A 19,374-nucleotide genomic window follows, 5' to 3' on the forward strand; every position below is an offset into this window, starting at 1 on the left:
AATGCGACAGCATATAGTCATATTTGAGAAATATTTCCTTACCGTTCTGCATTACCGTTTTCTATAATACTGAAAAGGCTAATACTATTCCCTTTATCACTCTTCTTCACTTTTTCTATTGTCCTGTTAATATATGAATACAGCTTTTCCTGAAATACCTCTTCAGTTGTCTCCCTGTTTTCGATCATCACAAGGCCCTTTTCCCAGCTTGCAGTCAATGAGGGATTCAGTAGTTCTTTCGCTGTACGGCGGACCAGCTCCACAATAGCTTCGCCCTTTAAGGTAGGGGTTACTACCTGTGTTTTATTCTGTATTTTTATATATCCTATTTCCTTCAGCTTCTTGATGATACCCGAACGTGTCGCAGAAGTCCCTATGCCACAGGTTTTTATTTGCTCTCTCAATTCTTCATTTTCTATAAACTTTCCTGCTTTCTCCATGGTTATTATAAGAGAACCGTCGGTATATCTCGGAGGCGGCTTCGTTTCCTTCTCTTCCAGATCAAAGCCTTTGACAATGCTCTTTTCATTCTTTACTAATTTGTGTATAGGCGAATCTGTTATTTCTTCTTCCCCTTTTTGGACATTTACTTCGTATACCTCTTTCCATCCCGCTTCTTTTAAAGTTTTTGCATTTGATATAAAGACTTCGCCGTTAATATGAGTCTCTGCTTTAACTGTATTGTATTCTGCAGGCGGATAAAAAATAGCCAGAAATCTCTTTACTATCAGGTTATATACATTCCGTGCATCAGAATCGAAGCTCGATAAATCGGCTGTTACATACGTCGGAATAATGGCATAGTGATCAGTAACCTTTCCATTATCTACATACCGCTTGGTTGTTTTATTTATTTTGAGTTCGCCGAACTCCTTAATCCTCTGTACATGCTCCTTGAATCCCTGATTCCTGAACAGACCGTTTAGTACCTTTGGTACTTCCGCTAAGACATCAGTAGAAATAACCCTGCTGTCAGTTCTGGGATAGGAAATCAATTTCTTCTCATAAAGACTCTGAGCAATCTCCAGGGTCTTATCCACCGGAATTTTATACTTCTTGTTTGCTTCTGACTGAAGCTCTGCAAGATTAAAGAGCAGAGGCGGCTGCTCCTGTTTTACTTTTACATCAACCTTCTTAATAATGGCTTCATTCCCTTTGAGCTTTTCTATCAACTCCTGAGCTTCTTCCTTGCCGATGTATTTATCATTTTCATCCGTATCCTCAACTTCCGGTTTGGTACTTTTTTTCTTAGGCTGCCACCGGCCTTTATACTCTATATTACTGTCCTGGGAAAGAAAAGTCCCCAATACACCATAGTGGATTTTAGGCACAAAATTCCTGATTTCCTGCTCCCTGTCCACAACAAGTCCCAATACGCAGGTCATAACCCTTCCGATGGCAATAACCGAAGGTTTGCTCTCCTTTATAAAAGCAGAGAGACTTCTACCAAACTTGCAGGTATAAATCCTGCTGAAGTTCATGCCGAAAAGCCAATCCTCCTTGGCCCGGCTGTAAGCAGCCCTTGAAAGGGAGTCGTACTCACTGATATCTTTTGCAGTATCTATTCCCTTTTTAATAGCTTCTTCAGTCTGCGAGGAAATCCATACCCTTTTGGCTGGTTTACTACATCCGCTCTGACTATATACAAGCCTGAAAATGTATTCACCTTCACGGCCACTATCGGTGCATGAGTAAACCATATCCACATCATTTCTGCACAAAAGCCTGCTTATTACCTCAAACTGTCTTCCTATACCTTTATCATCAATAACTATATATTTATATTCACTCGGAATTATGGGAAGATGCTCAACCTTCCATTCCTTGTAGATAGGATCGTAAGCATCCGGGTAAGCCATTGTTACGAGATGTCCGAAGCACCATGTAACGATTATGCTCTCCGACTCAGCAAACCCTTTCGCTCTATCGTTTTTAGAAATCTGCAAGCCCAATACACCTGCAAAACTTGCTGCTACAGACGGCTTCTCTGTGATAAATAGTTTTTTTCCCAAAGTAATCCCCTTTAAGACTTATTATGTCTAATCATTATAGATAAAGTGAGGACTTTTTTCAAGTAAGAAACCTGTGTATAAAAACTTCCTCAGCATCCATGATAAACCTCTAGCTTTACTCACCCAGCCTGTTTGATATTTTTGTGAATAAAACGCATAGATAGCGGATATGAACACACTTTAATCCGGGCAAACCAGGGCTGTAATCCTGTAAATCACAGAATTCTATCCTTCATCATACTATATAGAAAAGAGTTATGTTAATTACAGATCATTGCCATTCTTCTGAGAGAGGTGACAGCACATATGTATACATTTTCCAGACTTAACGAAGTATATAAGGCATCTCATGAATTAATCATTGATGGTTCTTCAAAAATAGTTTTCTTCAGTGACTGTCACAGAGGTGATAACAGTAAGGCAGACAACTTTGCGCCCAACCGCAGCATCTACCTGTCTGCATTAGAATACTACTATACCCACGGATTTACCTATGTCGAAATCGGTGACGGTGACGAGCTGTGGGAAAACAAACACTTTTCATCAATTATTCAAGCACATCTGGATGTATACCTTTTGATGCAGAAATTCTATAACAAAGGCAGGCTTTATATGGTGTGGGGAAATCACGATATTATGAAGAAGAACAGAAATTTTGTGAGGAAGAACCTGTATGAGTATTATAATCCTGTAACGCAAAAGTTCGATCCGCTTTTGGACGGTATAAGCATCTATGAAGGGTTGATACTGCGATACAAGGATAAGCCGAATAGTATTTTTGTAGTTCATGGCCATCAAGGTGATTTGCTCAATGATTTTCTGTGGCCTGTGGCCTGCTTTCTTGTAAGATATATATGGAGATATCTGGAGTCTTTAGGCTTTATTAACCCTGTCAGTCCGGCAAGGAGCACATCCAGAATGTATTCAATTGAGAACAATATAGTTGATTGGGTTAAAGCTAATAATCAAATGCTTATTGCAGGGCATACACACAATCCTGCCTTTGCCACACCCGGTTCACCGCCCTATTTCAACTCCGGGAGCTGTGTAAGCCGTGGATATATAACCTGTATTGAGGTACAAAACGGAGAAATATCACTATCGAAGTGGAGCAGAAAGCCTGACCGCAGCTGCCCTTTAAAAATTTCACACGAGGTTATTGCAGGCCCTGTAAAAGTTGAAGATTTCTCTTAGCTGCGGCGATTTTCAGATATAAATCCCTTTGATATATTACAGAATTTTACATGATATTTTTTCAAATACTGATTATATTTTACTCGTATTAAAAATCTTATAGCAACCATAATAATATGCGTAGGGTTCATAATAGTCGAGCCAAGGTTGTTATAGGGTCATATACGGCTTTATAACAGCCGGCCAAAGGCTAATGCCGGGTCATGTCAGGTTATAAGCACGGCTCGGTATTAGCCGGAGGGAAGAATGCTATATGTCCTGTAAGGCTGTGCTGCAGTAACAATGAAGGGGAATGTTGTCACTGTATGTTTTCATCTTACAAACGATATTCCCTTAAGTTATTGCAGTATGGTCAAAAGGGATGTATGGTATTCGAGCTGAGATTATCAACGTCACGCGTGATGTTTCAGGGTTCCGCAGGCATATGGAGTTCTTGTCCGGATTCTATTGTTTTATCAGTAGTTTTCGTTTATTTAGTCCATATGCTGGAGGTTTTCTGCAGTCTCATGATTGCAGCAGGCTTCTAAGGTATCCTTGGTAGTCGAGCAAAGGTTGGTGCAGGTTCCGTAATGCTTGCAGGCAGTCGGAAGATTGTTTGCAGGTATGCAGGGATTTGTATCAGCTGTAGCGAAGACTGTTATGGGCTCTACTTTTATTTATAGTATCCACTTGCTTCGCTATACAGGCTATAACCTATCTCAAACTGGTTGTTATCCTGGTCCTCCCACTGCTTTGCGAAAGATATAACCCCAGTGCCTTCCATGATTTTCCTGATTTCATAATAGTCACTTCCAGTATCCTTATATGATACCGTATATACTTTAAGGTTGTTTTCCTGCCCTATATCCGTTATCTCACACTCGACTACATATTTTTTCCCGGATTTATCAGTCAGGTTTTGAATCCATTTATTGTTTTTATTTAACGGGGCTCTTATAAGCTCAATAGTATCAAATATTGAATCCATCATTGCCTGTTCGTTCTTGATCTGGTACAAAACTCCTTCCCTCACAGTATACTTTATTCCCAGGTTGTAGTAACCCGGCTCTTTACCCGCTTCACCTCCCGATACATCCTCTACGGTACCCTCTGTAATATATATAGTTTCCTTTGCTGATTTGTTAATGCTTTTTAAAACCATTGTATGCCCATACTCAGCGAAACCGTTATATATCCATTTATAATTTTCCTTGTCCGGAAGCAAAGCAGTAAGCTGGCGGTTTATTTGCAGGTATTTCTGTTTGCTGTCCTTATCTGTTTTAATTTTAGTAATCTCATTATTCTTTACTTCCTTATTCTGTTGTCCGGGTGTGTTATTTTGCCTATACTTATTCCATTCGGTGGCTGAAAACAGTCCGACAGCAAGTACCAGAATTATCGCTAGGAGCATGGAAGTGTATAATTTGCGTCTGTTCATAATTATCCTCATTTCTGTAACATATACTCGTGAAAATTATTTTATATTAGTTTTATCCAATTTTGCCAGATTAATTTACAGACAAGCATTATCACAACTAAATATGTAATAAATATTTTTTTCATTATTAATGTATATATCTCAGGATATGCGGCAAGACTATAAATGACCTCACAAAATACATTTTGACCCCCTAAAATGCCCCGGCAATGCTGCCGGGGTGTTTTTTTTCTCCTTATAATGTCCAGGAAAGATTTGTATTATTCTGCAAATGCCTACCTGACAAATACAATAACGATTACAAACATGATAAACTAAGTTATCCTAGTCAATAAAACCTCAAGGGTTGTGAAATTTTCAAACCCCATGTAATCTAGTATCTGTACTCATCCTATAAGATTTAGCTGAATCAGCCATGATATAAATATAGTGGTCGCAATACTCCATATAGTATAAAAAACACGGATAAACAAGCTTCGCTTCCTTATCCAGAAGTATACCGCCGACAATAACCCTAGTATGCCAAACACAGCTATAGTAAATGCGCCAGCTCTGAACCAAGATACGACTTGCTCCATACCGGCGGGAGAATTGATACCGCCGAAAGTCTCAGTCAAATACTGCATATGCAGCACAAACCTTGTTACCATTGATGCAAATACAGCGAACACAGCAATATACGGAATATGAATAAATATACTTCTCTTGCCTCTCTTATACCTTATTGCCGCCAAAAGCTCAATAACCGATACCACAAACCCTACAAAAGCAGTAATCACAAAAAAAACAACTGCAAACAGCTGCCATTCTATTCCCTCATACCATGGCACACGAAAAAAAGATTCAGGATATCTTTCAAGTGAAAAGTATAATTTACCTTCTTTTTCGATGAATTTTACAGACCCGAACTTTTTTCCGCTATAATAATCCTCGCCTACAGGCATAAGTTTCTCTCCATTCAGCATGAACCCATCCTTTGTATTTCCGGTTATGTGAACAGGCACTCCGAAGAAAAAGTTTGTAAATTTATCCGGACTCTTAAATGCATGTCTGGCTTTCATATAGTAACCGCTTATATCTCTTATATCTTTTCCACCCGTATAAGCCTCTTTTTCTTTTTTTACCCCGTATAACCTCTCTGCCAATGAATGAACAATATCCTCCAGCCCAAAATTGCTCATTTGATTGCATGAGATGAATATCCCCAGGTTGTGGTCGGGAAATATTCCTATATTTGATATGAAATTGCTCGAAGCACCGCTATGCGAATAAAAAATATGCCCGTTCAAATCAAACCTTGGCCACACATACCCATAACCGGGCAACTCCTTATCCATTGTGTACTGTTGACGAAACATTTCCAGCTTCCACTTGTTTTTAATAATTGCAGAGTCAATATCACTCAGCAGAAAGTTCATATATGCCGCCATGTCCTGTGCTGTAGCAGTTGCAGAGGCTGAAGGATAATCATTTGCTTCTCCGTCAATATGTTCAGTTCCTAAAGGGCCGTAAGCTTTTGAAACAAATGCTTTTCTGATCAGTTTATAGGTTGTATTGTTCATACTTAAAGGCTTGAATATTTTCTCTTCAGCATAGTCATAAAATGGTTTTCCCGCCAACCTTTCTATCACATAGCCCGCGAGTGATATGCCGTAATTTGAATATGCCGAAACCTCTCCAGGTTTGAAAAACTGATTAGGCCTGCAGTTTCTGACAAATTCCCTTAAAGGCTTCACTTCTTCAGCTGTTTCAACCTCCAATCCCGAAATCATTTCTTCAAAGCCCGCAGTATGAGTCAGCAGGTTTCTCATGGTTATAGGATATTTGAACCCAGGAAAATCAGATTCCAGGTATTTGGTTACCGGTTCATCCATATCCAGCATACCCTGCTCCACCAGCTGCATTATGGCTAAAGAAACAAAGGTTTTTGAAACAGACCCAATTCTGAATGCCGTGGTTCTCCCATCTGAACGTATGCCATTCTTCTCATCGGCGTAGCCATATCCTTTACATAAGATTACTTTACCGCCCTTCACAATTGAAACAATTGCACCCTTTGTTGATTTATTGTCTATCAGTTTGGATATTTCTGCATCGATATAGTCGGATATATCCCTGTCTGTAATTTTTGATGTCAATGCATTCAATGTGCTTGATGAGAAGCAGATCACCAATACGGATATCAATAATGATAAATACTTTTTCATATTCAGATTCTCCATTCTTCCTTAATCAACCATGGTTCAGTTATTAATCTACACTATAAAACTTAAGGAAAATCTGTTTTCTCTTAAAAATTCTTTATTAAATTCTTAAAATATTATTAATAATACTATGCTAAATAAAAAAATAACATGTTTATACAATAAATACGAACAAACGTTCTTGACACTATTTGTAATATAATGGTACTATATGTATACAACATTAATTATTATGTCAGATAAATATCGATAAAGTATATCTTCCGGAGGTGCATTATGAAAACAGCATGGTCGTTTTTGAAGACAGGAGTTATCTTCTTATTGATTTGTGCCATATTACTACAGACTGCTGAAGCACAGGCTTCTTCTGCATTTAGAGCGGCAGATTCCATGGCTCCATCTGCGCCAAAAAAACTTACAGTCACAAACAAAACCTGCACATCGGTTTCTTTTTCATGGACAGCTTCAACTGATAACAATGAAGTAAAGGGATATGAAGTCTACAGAGACGGCAAGCGGATAGTGACAGTCTCAAAGACATGCTATACAAATATGTGTCTGGTCCCGGGAAGAAATTATACATATACCATTAAGGCTTATGATTCTTCCGGAAACATATCAGTAAGCAGTGCTGTTTTGCATGTTACCACAAATAAAGATTTACAGCCCCCGGCAAGTCCTCACACACTGGCTGCAAATTCTCCGACCTGTACTACTATAGCGCTGTCCTGGGCTTCATCAACGGATAATACAGGTATTAAAGGCTATGAGGTGTTTTGCAACGGCAAAAAGACGGCGCTAACTTCAGCTACCAGCTACGTTTGCAAAAAACTCCTTCCTGGCACTACATATACTTTTACAGTAAAAGCATTGGATATAGCGGGTAACTACTCTCTAAGCAGTAATACCTGTTTATCAGGTACATTGCCCGATACAACAGCTCCATCAATGCCAGGCGGACTGAAAGCTGCCGAAGTTTCATATACGGAAGTGAATCTGGTCTGGAACTCCTCTTCTGAGAATGTAAAGGTTAAGAGCTATGAAATTTTTTGTGATGGCATAAAGAAAGGATCAACTACCAAGACATCCTATACCAGCAAAAACCTGATTCCAGGTAGAAGTTATACATATACTGTAAGGGCATTGGATACTTCCGGCAATATTTCAACTGAAAGCCCAAAACTCCACGTCCTGACAAAAGCAGATACAGAGCCACCTAAAGCACCAGACGGATTCAAGACCGGTTCCATCAGCAAATCTTCTGTTTCCCTTAAGTGGAAAGCTTCCAATGATAATACCAAAGTTAAAGGATATTATGTTTACTGTAACGGCATTAAAATCGCAGAAACAATCAGAACCTCCTATACCGTGAAAGGATTGGGCAACTTGTCCATAGCCGTTTTTTATATAAAAGCATATGACATATCAGGAAACCTTTCAGAAAACAGTAAAACTATAGGCATAATAATAGTATAGCTGAAGAAATATGCATTCACATAATATAGAAAAAAGCTACCATCCACTCTCAGGAGAGATATGAAAGGTAACTTATTAAGCTGTTTTTATTTATTAATAAACATCTATCAGAAATTTATATTATTTCCTTGAAAACTCCACCCTGACACGCTCTTGTCAGGTTTTCCTTCTAGCTAGTTTATTACGTATAGCCAGATATTTTCTTAAAATCCAAAGTACCGGCTTCATCACCGGTTTTTCCATATCTTTTGAGAGCTCTTTAAGCTTTTGTCTGATTTCTATGTGCTGTGGGCAAGCCTTTTCACACTTTCCACAGTTTATGCATAAAGATGCATTAGATGGCTTACCTCCTGACAAACCGCTTGTAAACGCCATATACTGAAAATTGGAGTGTTTTTCCTTAAAAAGATGCTTGCTGTTGTAATAATTAAAGCATAGAGGGATATCAACTCCTGCAGGGCAGGGCATACAATAACCGCATCCCGTACAGCCTACTCTCATAAGTCTGCTGTATTCCTGTTTCACTTTCCCGTACAACATAAGCTCTTCATCAGTCAGTGAACCGGCATACGCTTCTCCTGCTATCCTGATATTTTCCTCAATATGGCTCTCTTCATTCATCCCCGAAAGTACGACTGCTGCCTGTGGATGATTCCATATCCAGCGCAAGGCCCATTCAGCCGGAGTTCTTTGAACTGAAGCACTGCTCCATATTTTTTTAATTTCCTCAGGCATCCTCCCTACAAGAGAACCACCCCTGAGAGGTTCCATAATAATAACCCCCAGGCCCTTTGAAGCGGCGTATTCAAGTCCTTCCTTCCCTGCCTGGACATTTTCATCAATATAATTATACTGTATCTGACAGAAATCCCACGGGTAATCATCCACTATCTTTTTAAAATCTTCCTTATCCCCATGATATGAAAAACCTACATATACCAATCTTCCATCCTTTTTAGCCTTCGCGAAAAACTCGACTATACCCAGTTCTTTCAATCTGTTCCAGCCGGCTATATCATTCAGGGCATGGACAAGATAATAGTCAATGCGATCAGTTTGAAGCTTTCTTAACTGATTCTCCAGTATAGAATCCATATCTTTTTGAGAATGCACAAGATAAGGCGGAAGCTTTGTAGCTATTTTAACCCTATCCCTGTATCCCTTTGACAATACCTTACCGAGTATAGTTTCACTCTTCCCTGCATGATAGACATATGCTGTATCAAAGTAATTTACACCCTGCTCAATAGCCTGGATAATTTGTCTTTCTGTGCGTTCTTCATCAATTCTCCCATTCTTTTGAGGATAACGCATGCAGCCAAACCCGAGTATGGATAACTTATCCCCTGTTTTCCCCATTTCACGGTATAACATAAAATCCCCCTTCAGTCTATATCGACTAGTCAGTCTACTATTTATAAAAAAATTAATTCTTAATGCTTTTCCAGAGGAAACTGAAGGTTTCTTCAACAAAATCTTTGTCTTCCAACAGCTCCCTATTGTTAATGAAATAATTAATATTGGACATCATCATGGCGGAAGTAATGCTCAGCAGATAATTCTCTGGAACCTTCTTTATGATTTCCGCCTCCATACCTTCTCTGAAAATATCCATCAATACCTCAAACTTACTCTTGCCTTCAGTCCTGGTGGCATCATATATGTGGACTGAACTGCTGAATTGCTGAAAAAACAGGAATTCATCGGTAAATTCCATACCCCATTCCAGAAAGTTCACATATATGCGTTTTACTTTTCTTATATAGGTTTTTTCCTCGTTTACACCGGAAATTGTCCTGTTTATCATGGATTCTTTGCACTTCAGGTACAAACTGTTGATCAGTTCTTCCTTTGTTTTAAAATAATGAAAGAGCGTTCCAATGGCTACACCTGCTTCCTTTGCTATTTGTGAAGTAGGCGTTTTGTCAAATCCATTTTTATTGAAAAGCTTAATGGCTGCTTCATAAATCTGATCCTTCTTATTCATTACATAATCACCAATTATATTTTAAATTATTTCGACTGATTAGTCAATATAATATTTGAAGTATATCCCAATAATATTATTGTACAATATTGTGAGGAAAAACGATAGGAAAATAATTTTATCTACTTGACATTATATCGTAATAATAATAAAATAACATATGTTATATAACATATGTTATTTTATTATTATTTTTGTAAGGAGAAAAAATGCCACCGAGAATAATATTCACCAAAGAACAAATAACCGATGAAGCTTTTGAAATTTTCAAGGAAGAAGGCTTAGAGAGTGTATCGGTCAGAAAACTAGCAGCAAAACTAAACAGTTCAACTGCTCCGATCTACACAAGCTTCAAAAACATTGAAGAAATAAAAAAACACCTGCTTGAAAAATCTCTTGCTATCCTTTTAAATTATACAGAAAAAGAGTATACAAAAGATGCTTTCCTGAATATCGGAGTTGGAATGCTGGAGTTTGCAAAAAATTATAAGATTATTTACAAAACACTCTTTATTAGTAGTAATGATCATCAATATATTCTTGATGAATTTAATAAAAAGAACCTTGAGCAGATGAAAAAACTGAAAATTCTCAGTTTGTTTGATGAGCAGGATTTAAAGCATATTCTAGAGAAAATGTGCATTTTTACACATGGTATTGCTTCATTCCTGTGTGCCGGAATGCTTGAAGAAGATTCTCTGGAATACTTTATAAATACGCTGAGTGAAATGGGCGCTGATGTTATAGAGATTACAGCTTATAGGAAGGGCCTTCTTGAAAAACTTACAAATGCTTTAGAGGAGGGGTGTAGAATTGAAAAAAATAACTATTCTGAATGGAATTACAGATGAAAAATATATAAACTTTGAAGATGCACTGGAAAAGATAAATGAAAGGAACCAGAGAAAATTTAGCTGCGAATGCTTTACACTACGCAAAATAAATATCAATTACTGCTGCGGCTGCTGGAACTGCTGGGTTAAGACCCCCGGAGAGTGTACACAAAAGGATGAAATGCCCAAGATTCTAAGAAGTATAATCAATTCAGACCTGACTGTGTTCATATCACCTATCCTTATGGGTTTTAGCAGTTCATACCTCAAAAAAGCAACTGATAAGCTCCTTCCCTTGCTCCATCCCTATATCGGTATTTATGAAAATGAATGCCATCACAAGGAAAGATATGACAGATATCCCAAATTAGGACTTATGTTACTTGATGATAAAACAAATGCTCTGAGTGATTTAAGCATAATTACGGATATTTACAAAAGAATATCTGTCAACATGAGATCTGAGCTTGCATTTACTTGTATATCGGCTGGAAATGTGGAGGTGTTGGAAAATGAAATTAACCGTGTTTAACGGCTCCCCAAGGGGAAAGAACAGTAATTCCGCCATTATTGCAAAATGGCTATTGGAAAACTCATGCGATTTCCCGGATGTAACAACTGAAGTAGTTTACCTGAACAAGCCGGAGAATCATGAAAATCAAGCAAAGATAGCTCAAGACTCAGATATCATCCTGTTTGTATTCCCTCTATACTTCGATTGTATGCCTGGTATAGTTAAAGCATTTATAGAAAAGCTCCAGCCCTTCTCAGGTGCATTGAAGGAAAAAAAACTGGGGTTCATCGTTCATTCCGGGTTTCCGGAAGCTATTCATTCAAGGTGTTTGGAAAAGTATCTGGTATGGCTTGCAGGAGAACTGGGTACCGGCTATATCGGGACAGTCATAATGGGAGGCAGCGAAGGGATAAGGATCATGCCGGAATCTATGACTAAGAAAAAAAGAAAACTGTTTAGTGGACTAGGTGATAAATTGCTTAGAGAAAGTGTTTTTGATACACAGATCGTAAGTGAACTGGCAAAGCCTGAGAGGTTATCCAAAACATCAATTCTTATTTATAAAATACTGGCTAAAATCGGGATCTCGAATTTCTACTGGAACGGAATGCTAAAAAAGAACGGTGCCTATAAAGCCCGTTTTGCCAAACCCTATATAAACTAACCTGTTGCGATATAATTATTTCCACTACCTCACTGTCTGATATATCCGGATTTTTATTGTCATAAATTGGTCTTACATATACAATAGTATTAGAGATACTTTATGTATTTAATTACGTTTTAGCAGCAAAATAAATGCAGGTGATAATATGCTATTTTTATTCCTGTTTCTGCTTGTTGTATTTATGCTGATTCATGGATGTATGGTTATAATCCGGAGCTTTTTTTACAAGGTTAAAATTAATGCTATCCTTGAAGATATCAGCACAGTGGAAGATCTGGTTTATATACGTTTTAAGGATTTTTTGAACGTAACAGCCGAGGTGTTTAGAAGGAAGGGCTATAATGTCAGTGTCACGGATAAGTGTGGAGAAGAAGGACGAGGCCTGATATTGAACGACATCCAATTTGTTGAAATATGGAAACATGCAAGAAGTCAACTCGTAGACGTCGAAACTGCTATGAAACTAACAAAATGTATGCAGTCTAATTCAATATACAGAGGAATGATTATAAGCCTGGGAGATTTTAAGCAAAGTACCCGACTGTTTTGCCATAAAAATGTAATAGAATGTATAAACGGCGAGCAGCTTCTTGAAATGTTCAAGGAAGTACAGAAGAGAAAAGATATGCTGGAAACCAGTAAGGGTTAAATTACGCGTAGTGCCGGTAAGCACTACACGTAATTTTTATAAAGCATGTCACACCAAACTATTGTCTATCAGGATAGCCTTGTCGCAAAATCCTCATAACCGAACTTTCTTACTATCCTAACCCCTTCTGTTTCGCTGTAAAGCGCTATTGAAGGAAGATTAACGCCATTGAACATGTTGTTCTTAACCATTGTATAGTGTGCCATATCGCAGAACACAAGTCTGTCGCCGATTTTTAAAGGTTGTTTGAAGGAATAGTCCCCGATAATATCTCCTGCAAGACAGGTATTTCCACCGAACCTGTAGGTATAAGGATATTCATCAGGTTTACCTGCATCAATAATATTTGGTCTGTAGGGCATCTCAAGCACATCAGGCATATGGCAAGCAGCTGAAGCATCCAGGATAGCGATTTTCATACCATTATCTACGATATCCAGAACTGTGGAAACAAGAAACCCGGTATTTAAAGCGATAGCCTCGCCGGGTTCCAGGTATATTTCCACCCCGTATTTATCCTTAAAAAACATAATTGACCTGATAAGGGTCTCAATATCATAATCTGGTCTGGTAATATGGTGTCCTCCGCCTAAATTGAGCCACTTCATTTTTTTGATATATTCCCCGAATTTCTCATCAACTACTTTGACAGTACGCTCAAGGGTATCTGAATTTTGCTCACACATCGTATGGAAATGAAGTCCATCAATACCGTCAAGCTCTTCAGGCCTGAAATTTGTCAGAGTTACCCCAAGTCTTGAAAATTTATAACAGGGATTGTAAATTGGAGTCTCGATCTCAGAATATTCAGGATTTACACGAATACCGCATTCTATCTTTTTTGTATCTACACTTTTGACTTTCTCCTTAAATTTATTCCATTGTTCAAAAGAGTTAAAAACAATGTGATCACTATACTTAAGGAGTTCATCAAATTCCTCATCTATATAAGCCGGTGCATAGACATGTACTTCTTTTCCCATTTTTTCATATCCTAGTCTGGCTTCAAATAACGAACTTGATGTTACACCCTTTAAATATCTGCCTACTAAAGGATATACGGAAAACATTGAAAATCCTTTTTGGGCAAGAAGAATACTACATCCTGTACGTTGCTGTACAGAATGTAGTATTTCAAGATTCTTTACAAGAAGTCTTTCATCAACAATATAGCATGGTGATGGTAACTTATTAATATCAATGTTCATTGTTTATACCTCAATCCAGTAGAGTTGGCGCAAAATCCTCCTGCCATGGTAATCCGTATTTGTTTAGGGCTTCCATAAACGGATCCGGGTCAAATTCTTCTACATTGTAAACCCCTGGCTTTTTCCAGATACCTTTCATAATCATCATAGCACCTATCATAGCAGGAACTCCCGTTGTATAGGAAATTGCCTGCGATCCCACCTCTGCGTAACACTCCTCATGAACACATACGTTATATACATAATAGGTTTTGGGCTTTCCGTCTTTTATACCCTGAATAATGCAGCCTATATTTGTTTTTCCCTTTGTTCTTGGCCCAAGTGAAGCAGGATCCGGAAGAACAGCCTTTAAAAACTGCAGAGGTATTATCTGCTTACCTTCATACTCTACAGGCTCAATGGAAGTCATTCCGACATTTTCCAGTACACGCAGATGATTCAGGTAATTATCCGAGAAAGTCATCCAGAATCTTATTTTCTTAATTCCTTTTATATTGACCGCCAGAGATTCTAGTTCTTCGTGATATAAAAGATATATATTCTTTGGTCCAATCTCCGGAAGGTCATACACTTTTTTAACAGAGAGAGGCTCAGTTTCTATCCAATTGCCATTTTCATAGTATCTGCCCTTTGCTGTTATTTCACGGATATTGATTTCAGGGTTAAAATTAGTTGCGAAGGGATATCCGTGATCGCCGGCGTTTGCATCAACAATATCAATAGTGTGTATTTCATCAAAGTAGTGTTTCTGTGCATATGCACAAAAAACACCGGTTACACCAGGGTCAAAGCCGCTGCCAAGCAGTGCCGTTATACCTGCCTTTTCAAACTTTTCCCTGTATGCCCACTGCCATTTGTACTCAAATTTAGGCGTATCGGGCGGTTCATAATTGGCTGTATCGACATAATGAACACCTGTTGCAAGGCAGGCATCCATAATTGACAGGTCCTGATATGGAAGAGCAACATTAATTACAATATCCGGTTTGAAACTCCTAATCAGTTCAATAACCATATCAGTATTATCAGCATCAAGCTGAGCAGTGTGAATTTTTGTACGGCCTTCGGCCAATTTATTTTTCATAGCTTCGCATTTTTCTACAGTTCTGCTTGCTATACAGATTTCTTCAAAAACTTCTGGATTCTGGCAGCATTTATGAACGACAACATTGGCTACACCACCAGCACCAATAATCAAAGCTTTTCCCATATCAATTACCTCCAATTCCTTTAACTGTTTCACCAAGGATGATTATACATAAAGTAAATCAAATAATCAAGAAAATTGTCAAAAATTAAGCCTGTTTTTGAAAGAGGTCCGGTTTTCTTGATGATATCTCACAAAATCGTCAAATAGCTCCGTATTTCACCCACATACTACTGTTAATTTTTAGTATGCTGGAATGGTTATTTTATTATACTTACTATCAATATAGGTTTCCCTTCACAGTTCAGTTTATTAAAATTTCCGTTATATAAAAGCAATTACCGCCAGGAACACCCCGGTGGTGATTGTTCTTTACTGTTTTCCGCCAAATGATTTTATGATACTCTTAAGTGTACTGATTTTTTTACCGTTCTTACTAATCCATTCTTTCCAGTCTCCAGTTTCTTTGTCAGACCAGTTTTCCTTCTCTATACCGCTGCACTTCGATAATATCTTTGACAGATGTTTCACATTTCTTGTGTCTCCGTTTTCAATTTCATCAGATATATATGGCAATGCAAACATTCCTAGCTTCTGAATATCTTTTTCATCCTTAACCATGTCTTTTGCGTTAGCTAAGTATTCTTTGAATTCTTCCTTCCAGAGGTTAGTCCTATTTTCTGAGGAGTCAAGAGTTTCCTTTTCCGGCAGGCACTGAATCCCTGTCATGCACTCGACCCCGGCAAGCATAGGAAGATTCCAAACTCTGTCATTAAAGGCCAAATCGAGCATCTCAGGTAAATAATCAAAACCAAGGCTTAATATGTTTTCTTTGAAAACCGGGTCATCCTTAATTATGTAAAATGCTGAAAGGCTTAAAGTTCTGTTTTTATTCCAATTTACAATTGCCTTATATAATTTCTTATCAGAATCCTTATTACCCTTCAGCCACTTCTCATTGCGGTAAGCCTCATTTTTGTCGTAATCCTTATCGTATTTGGGTTTATCTCTGTATGTCTTCGATTCTTCATCATAATATACATCTTCGCTTATATACGCACCTAATCTGGCATCCCATTTAGCATAACTGGGTACATTATTGTTTTTAGGCTCCGGTATGTTAACATTCTCATCGTTTATATGCGATATTGCATCCCCCTGGTTTTCGTCTATTGTATAAGTTGTTATTCCAACCAGTAACACTAAAACCGTAGTAATCATAAGGGTAATCCCTTTTGCAGTTTTACCGTCCATAACATCCTCCCCTTGTTTTTAGCACTTTCAATATTAAAAGCAAACGCTGCACAGCCGGGTAAAATATGTACGTACCATAAGTATAATATTCATACAAAATGATAGATTATCTGTACTATTATGTCAATGCTGTTTATTAATACCATATAATGTAATTGGTTAATGCATAAATCAGGTTTGAGACTTACTTTTACAGACACCGGCATACAAAAAAACCTGAATCAGGTTATCAACCGATTCAGGCCAAAATACTAAGTTTTTCAATTAAGTTAGTTTAGCTCTTACCTAACGTTCATAATAAGTATATCCACGAAGTCCATTATCAAATGCCTTCATTATTTCGCGCCTGTCACCCACACTGATCAGACCGTCACGTATGGCTTCTTCCGCTGTTTCACGGAAGCGGACCAGCATGTCCTTCGGGTCAAATTCTACGTAAGAAAGTACATCTGCCACACTGTCCCCATGGATTTCCTTTACCAGATCATAGTTCCCATCGGGATAGACCCTTACACTGACTACATTTGTGTCCCCAAACAGGTTATGAAGGTCACCTAATGTTTCCTGGTAAGCACCTACAAGGAAAACACCAAGATAATAGTCATCACCATTTTTTAGTTCGTGTAAAGGCAATGTAGTCCTCACATCATGAAGGTCTATGAAACGGTCAATCTTACCGTCACAATCACAGGTAATATCTGCAATAACAGCATTGCGCTTTGGCAATTCCAGCAAGCGGTGCAAAGGCATTATGGGGAATAACTGATCAATAGCCCAGCTGTCCGGAATAGACTGGAATACAGAAAAATTACAGTAGTAAATGTCTGCAATGGCAATCTCTATATCTTCCAAATCGGGTGGAGCATTTTTAAGCTTCTGCTTTTCCTTCGCTATCTGATTTATCGTATTCCAGAAGATTTTTTCCGAAAACGCACGTTCCCGGAGACCTATCCTGCCATGCTTGAACATATCACGTATCTCATCCCGGTAGTAAAGCGCATCGTTATAACATTCCTGTATATTTTTAAGTGTAAGGTTCTTATTTACATCGTAAAGGTTTTTTATCTGCTCCGAGGTATTCTCATCGAGCTTATCCGGTATATCATATTCCTCAAACTTTTCGATATCAAGTACGTTAAAAAGCAATACGGAATAATAAGCCACCGTTGTGCGTCCCGACTCGGTTACTATCACCGGATGGGGTACATCTCCCGGGTCCAGAATAGACATTACCGCCTCTACGATATCGGAACAGTACTCCTCTACAGTATAATTACGGCTGTACGAATAATTTGTATTGGAGCCGTCATAATCAACTGCAAGACCCCCACCCAAATCCAGATAACCCATCGGCGCGCCCTCTTTTACCAGTTCGGCATACACACGGGTTGCCTCAAGTACAGCTGAACGTATGTCACGGATATTGGGTATCTGTGAGCCAAGGTGATAATGGAGCAGTTTAAGACAATCAAGCATATTCTTCTCTTTCAGGGTATCCACCATGGATATGACCTGAGAGACATTCAAACCGAATATGCTGCGGTCACCGCCTGATTCCGTCCAGTGCCCCCCTGCTTTTGCAGAAAGCTTGATGCGGATTCCGATATTTGGCTTGACTCCCAATGCTTGTGAACGTTCCAATACTATATCCAGTTCTCCAGGAATTTCAATGACAAAAAAACATTTGAAACCCATTTTTACGGCATAAAGGCCCAAATCAATAAATTCTTCATCTTTATATCCATTGCAGATGAGGCAGGCTTCCTTATCTTTCATTAAAGATAGTGCCGCAACCAACTCTGCTTTGCTGCCTACTTCCAGCCCATGATGATAACGCTGGCCAAATTTGGTCACTTCCTCAACAACCTGCTGCTGCTGATTTACTTTAATAGGATATACTCCACGGTACTCTCCCTTGTAATTCAGCTTTTTCATTGCCTCTCCAAAAGAGTTGTTAAGAAAGGAGATCTGTGAATCCAGCAGATTTTCAAAACGCAGCAATACCGGCATGTCAAGTCCACGCTCACGGACACCGGAAATGATATCCATAAGACTGATTGCAGCCGAGTCATTGTCCTTATACGGGTTTACCAAGACCTCTCCCTTGTCGGAGATAGCAAAATAGCCGGCACCCCAGTTCTTAATACCATAAAGCTCTTCGGACTTTTCTTTTGTCCATCTACCCAAAAGTTCTGTTTTATTCATGATTCATTACCTTTCATTCAGACAATTAATCACTACTCAATCCATGTAAAATCAGGTTCTTTCAGTAACCTCATTTGATAAAACAATTTCAGGTTCTTCAGATTGTCGATCTATTTCTGGCAGAGCAGTATTGCATTAATGGCACTTAAGAATATTTAGCGCCAAAGCCTGTTTTACAATATTCTCCATATGAGTTTATGCATAAACAAGCACTCTAAAGCAAACATTATCATATTGACATAACAATTGTCAACAAGTATAAAAGTAATGTTCAAACCTGATATTTACAGAATCTGTCAAGCAATCCAGTACCGGAAATTATATAAATTCCAAGTAAAGGAGGAATTCCCATTGAAGGAGAAAAAAAGAGATAAAGATTTAGTCAAAGAAGCTGTAGGTGACCCGGCTTTTTATAACGATCAGATAGGAAAAGACAAAGAGCCTTTTAAGGAAACGATGGAGAAGAAAAAAGGCAATAAATTCAAAGAATGACCTAACCAGCCGTATTAACCCGTTGTGCTGATATCTGTGCAGCAGTATTTTTATACCTTTCTATTTATAGCTGAAAAAAAAGCAAGGATTATCCACATTTTCCGTTAATACAATG

At 38.4% G+C, this 19,374-nt stretch carries 16 protein-coding genes; 7 read left to right on the forward strand and 9 right to left on the reverse strand.

Going from position 1 to position 19,374, the window contains the following annotated elements; translation table 11 throughout:
* Nucleotides 1–38: 38 nt before the first annotated feature.
* Complete coding sequence (locus tag N3I35_02060; GenBank protein ID MCX8128867.1) at nt 39–2,012, reverse strand: DNA topoisomerase 3; 1,974 nt, start codon at nt 2,010–2,012, stop codon at nt 39–41.
* Between the two features lie 306 nt (nt 2,013–2,318).
* Here N3I35_02060 and N3I35_02065 point away from each other — a divergent pair, with 306 nt between their 5' ends.
* Nucleotides 2,319–3,206 carry a serine/threonine protein phosphatase gene (locus tag N3I35_02065; GenBank protein MCX8128868.1) on the forward strand — a complete coding sequence of 296 codons (888 nt, stop codon included), beginning with the start codon at nt 2,319–2,321 and terminating at the stop codon, nt 3,204–3,206.
* A gap of 652 nt (nt 3,207–3,858) precedes the next feature.
* Here N3I35_02065 and N3I35_02070 read toward each other — a convergent pair.
* Together N3I35_02070 and N3I35_02075 are read right to left on the reverse strand one after the other, a co-directional pair.
* Complete coding sequence (locus N3I35_02070) at nt 3,859–4,623, reverse strand: hypothetical protein (protein MCX8128869.1); 765 nt, start codon at nt 4,621–4,623, stop codon at nt 3,859–3,861.
* A gap of 386 nt (nt 4,624–5,009) precedes the next feature.
* Nucleotides 5,010–6,830 carry a beta-lactamase family protein gene (locus tag N3I35_02075; GenBank protein MCX8128870.1) on the reverse strand — a complete coding sequence of 607 codons (1,821 nt, stop codon included), beginning with the start codon at nt 6,828–6,830 and terminating at the stop codon, nt 5,010–5,012.
* Nucleotides 6,831–7,103: 273 nt separating this feature from the next.
* Here N3I35_02075 and N3I35_02080 point away from each other — a divergent pair, with 273 nt between their 5' ends.
* Nucleotides 7,104–8,303, forward strand: a complete 1,200-nt coding sequence (locus tag N3I35_02080; protein MCX8128871.1) for a fibronectin type III domain-containing protein — start codon at nt 7,104–7,106, stop codon at nt 8,301–8,303.
* A 156-nt stretch (nt 8,304–8,459) separates the two neighbouring features.
* Here N3I35_02080 and N3I35_02085 read toward each other — a convergent pair whose 3' ends face one another.
* Both N3I35_02085 and N3I35_02090 read right to left on the reverse strand, forming a co-directional pair.
* Entirely contained in the window at nt 8,460–9,677 is a 1,218-nt protein-coding gene (locus tag N3I35_02085) for an aldo/keto reductase (protein MCX8128872.1), read from the reverse strand.
* 52 nt (nt 9,678–9,729) lie between these two features.
* Nucleotides 9,730–10,290: a TetR/AcrR family transcriptional regulator gene (locus tag N3I35_02090; GenBank protein ID MCX8128873.1), complete on the reverse strand. Its 561-nt coding sequence runs from the start codon at nt 10,288–10,290 to the stop codon at nt 9,730–9,732.
* A gap of 209 nt (nt 10,291–10,499) precedes the next feature.
* Here N3I35_02090 and N3I35_02095 point away from each other — a divergent pair, with 209 nt between their 5' ends.
* The 4 genes from N3I35_02095 (at nt 10,500) to N3I35_02110 (ending at nt 12,953) form a co-directional block, all read left to right on the forward strand.
* A complete protein-coding gene (locus N3I35_02095; protein ID MCX8128874.1) occupies nt 10,500–11,141 on the forward strand; it encodes a TetR family transcriptional regulator in 642 nt (213 codons plus the stop codon).
* On the forward strand, nt 11,104–11,655 hold the full coding sequence (locus N3I35_02100; GenBank protein ID MCX8128875.1) for an NAD(P)H-dependent oxidoreductase: 552 nt from the start codon (nt 11,104–11,106) through the stop codon (nt 11,653–11,655). Before N3I35_02095 ends, N3I35_02100 begins: the two co-directional genes overlap by 38 nt.
* Complete coding sequence (locus N3I35_02105) at nt 11,636–12,301, forward strand: NAD(P)H-dependent oxidoreductase (GenBank protein MCX8128876.1); 666 nt, start codon at nt 11,636–11,638, stop codon at nt 12,299–12,301. Before N3I35_02100 ends, N3I35_02105 begins: the two co-directional genes overlap by 20 nt.
* Before the next feature lie 148 nt (nt 12,302–12,449).
* The gene (locus N3I35_02110) at nt 12,450–12,953 is read left to right on the forward strand and encodes a restriction endonuclease (GenBank protein MCX8128877.1); all 504 of its coding nucleotides are present in this window, start codon (nt 12,450–12,452) and stop codon (nt 12,951–12,953) included.
* A 68-nt stretch (nt 12,954–13,021) separates the two neighbouring features.
* On the opposite strand, the gene nspC is transcribed toward N3I35_02110, so the two are convergent.
* The 4 genes from nspC to speA all read right to left on the reverse strand — a co-directional run bounded on the left by nspC (nt 13,022) and on the right by speA (nt 18,767).
* A complete protein-coding gene (gene nspC / locus N3I35_02115) occupies nt 13,022–14,161 on the reverse strand; it encodes a carboxynorspermidine decarboxylase (GenBank protein MCX8128878.1) in 1,140 nt (379 codons plus the stop codon).
* A gap of 10 nt (nt 14,162–14,171) precedes the next feature.
* A complete protein-coding gene (locus N3I35_02120) occupies nt 14,172–15,371 on the reverse strand; it encodes a saccharopine dehydrogenase family protein (GenBank protein MCX8128879.1) in 1,200 nt (399 codons plus the stop codon).
* A gap of 309 nt (nt 15,372–15,680) precedes the next feature.
* Nucleotides 15,681–16,562: a hypothetical protein gene (locus tag N3I35_02125; GenBank protein MCX8128880.1), complete on the reverse strand. Its 882-nt coding sequence runs from the start codon at nt 16,560–16,562 to the stop codon at nt 15,681–15,683.
* A 285-nt stretch (nt 16,563–16,847) separates the two neighbouring features.
* Nucleotides 16,848–18,767, reverse strand: a complete 1,920-nt coding sequence (gene speA / locus N3I35_02130; GenBank protein ID MCX8128881.1) for a biosynthetic arginine decarboxylase — start codon at nt 18,765–18,767, stop codon at nt 16,848–16,850.
* Between the two features lie 351 nt (nt 18,768–19,118).
* On the opposite strand from speA, the gene N3I35_02135 reads away from it, so the two are divergent.
* Nucleotides 19,119–19,259 carry a hypothetical protein gene (locus tag N3I35_02135; protein MCX8128882.1) on the forward strand — a complete coding sequence of 47 codons (141 nt, stop codon included), beginning with the start codon at nt 19,119–19,121 and terminating at the stop codon, nt 19,257–19,259.
* The last annotated feature ends 115 nt before the right edge of the window (nt 19,260–19,374 follow it).

The sequence above is a fragment of the Clostridia bacterium genome, from assembly GCA_026414765.1.
Taxonomy (GTDB): Bacteria; Bacillota; Clostridia; order Acetivibrionales; family DSM-27016; genus SKW86.